This window comes from Streptomyces hirsutus, assembly GCF_001418415.1.
Classification (GTDB): Bacteria; Actinomycetota; Actinomycetes; order Streptomycetales; family Streptomycetaceae; genus Streptomyces; species Streptomyces hirsutus.
On sequence record NZ_LIQT01000461.1, the window covers coordinates 1 to 2276 of the forward strand.

At 70.6% G+C, this 2276-nt stretch carries 1 protein-coding gene; it reads right to left on the minus strand.

From position 1 onward, the window contains the following. Positions 1-256: 256 nt before the first annotated feature. Positions 257-2276, minus strand: a 2020-nt coding sequence (locus AOK11_RS30625; RefSeq protein ID WP_055596950.1) for an FtsK/SpoIIIE domain-containing protein, incomplete at its 5' end; no start/stop codon positions are given.

A 2276-nucleotide genomic window follows, 5' to 3' on the forward strand; every position in this document is an offset into this window, starting at 1 on the left:
TGGACTTCCACGGCCCGCTGTACGGGCACGCTGTGCGGGTTATCGGGGTGCATGCGGAATCCCTTCTGATGCTGGGTTGGGGAGGTGGAGGCACCCCCTTGGGTGTGCCGTGTGGAGGGGTTTTTGGGGGTCTGAGCAGGCAGCTTCCCCGCCTCCCCGAAACGATGTTTGCGCTGATCAGCCCGGAGAGAAAGGTCCGGGGAGGTGGTTGGGGAGTTCTCCCCTCCTCCCCGCGCCGGGGGGTCGTTCCTCCCCGCTATTCGGCGGCGGAAGCGGAACCGTCGGCGTCGCGGTTGGCGAGCGCGCGGGCCACGTCGTCGCGGCGCACGACCATGACCCCGTGGGACTTTTTCGGCTCCTCGCCGTGCTCTTCGAGTAGCCGCTTGAGACGGCCGTTGTTCCACTCGCGGTAGACGGCCGTGTCCAGGGCGTGCAGCCGCTTGAGAACCTCATCCGTGCGCAGCCGGGGCGCATCGCCCAGGACTGCCGCGACGTCGGCGAGCGCGTCACGCTCCTCATCCCGGTCGATCACGCGCAGGGTGGTGGCGCCGTCGCGCAGGGCCTTGGCCCGGTCCGCGATCTCAGCGGCCGGCTCGTCGCCGATGAAGTGGGTGCGGACCGTGATGGATGCCTGGCCGGCGGGGATCGTGATGCCGTCCGAGGCGACCACAAGGGTTCCCTTGTCCAGGCCCTGGCGCAGCAGGTGCGGGGCGGCGCCGGCGTTGACGGCCTTGGCCCCGAGCGCCATCTCAGCTTGCGACTCGGTGCCCACCACGAGGGACGCCCGGGTGTGGGCGCCCTCGCGCACGAGCTTGGGAAGGTTCTGATCGGTGGGGTCCTGCGTGCCCTGCCACATCAGCACGTCGACCGCACGGCCCTGGTTGTGAATCTTGCGGACCGCCATGAAGTACCGCGAGGTGGCCTTGGAGCCGCCGTAGGGCCGCTTGTCGTCGCCGACGACCGGGCACATGAACGCCAACTGCGCCTCGTCCACCAAGACGATCAGCGGAGGGAACACGGCGGTCGGGTCGTTCCGGCGTGTTTCGATCCGCCGGTTCATCTCCTCGACCGCGTCCTCAACCATCTCGGTCGCCTGGATGACGTGGTCGTCGGAGGGGCCCTCGATCAGCACCTGTGCGATGCCCTCGAACATGGCCCAGTCGCCGATGCCCTTCAGGTCGGCGATCCAGAACTGCACGGAGCGGTCCAGCGCCAGCCACAGCGCCAGGGCCCGCAGCGAGGCAGTCTTGCCCTGATTCGACAGACCGGTGACCAGCAGGTGGCGCTGATACAGGCTCAGCGCGGCAGCATCGCCGCGCAGGTCCTGCCCCCACGGAGCCTTGCCGCTCTTGTAGTTCGCGGTCAGGGACTCGTCCGTGACCAGCGGAGACGGGCCGATCGGCTCGTCCAGCGCCCCGGAGTCGGCGATCCACAGCCGCACCGTGCGGGCCGCCTCGGGGATGGTGATGAACACCTCGTGCTCGTGCCGGGCGAGGTTCTCGGCAAGCTTGCGGCGCCGGTTCTGCACCTCGTTCGTCGCCACCCCCGACGGGAGGGTGACGTCGACTTCCACGCCGCATCCGGCGATCCGGATCGGTCCGAGCATGGACGCGCCGGCGTCGCCCATCTCCTTGATGGCGCGCGCCAGCGCGGGGACTCCGAGGTCGCGCAGGGCCTTGACCACGATCGACGGCGTGATCGGCTCCCCCTCACCAGAGCGGACGTTGGCCGGCAGCGCCCACGCGGGGGCGGCGTGCTGCTTGCGGCCGACCGACCACAGGGCGAGCAGGGCCAGGAACGGGCCGATCGAGAGCGTCGGACCCCACACCACCTGCACGATCCGGATGAGTAGGGCGATGAAGTCGACGGTCGCCGACAGTGGGGTGACGACGTCGCCGACATGGCCGGTGTTGAGGGCCATGACGACGCCGAGGGCGACCAGGACACCGATGCTCATGCCGGCGCCGACGGCGACGCCCTTGGCGGCCTCTACGGGTGAGTGGAGCAGGTCCATGCGGCGGTGGTGGCGGGCGGCGCGGAAGCGCTGCAGCCGCTCCTCCCACTCCTCGGCCGCCTCCAGGTTCCCCGCGGCTTCCGCCGCCCGGATCATCCGCTCGTAGCGGGCGCCGGTGCGGCCGTCCCAGGTGCGGCGGGCCACGATCCGCCCGCCGTTGAGGGTGTAGAGGCTGTGCCGGGCCGCGGCGCGGACCGTCGCCCTGATCGTCTCGTGCGTGACGGCGGTCTTCACCGCGCGCCCGGAGCGCACCCACAGCGGC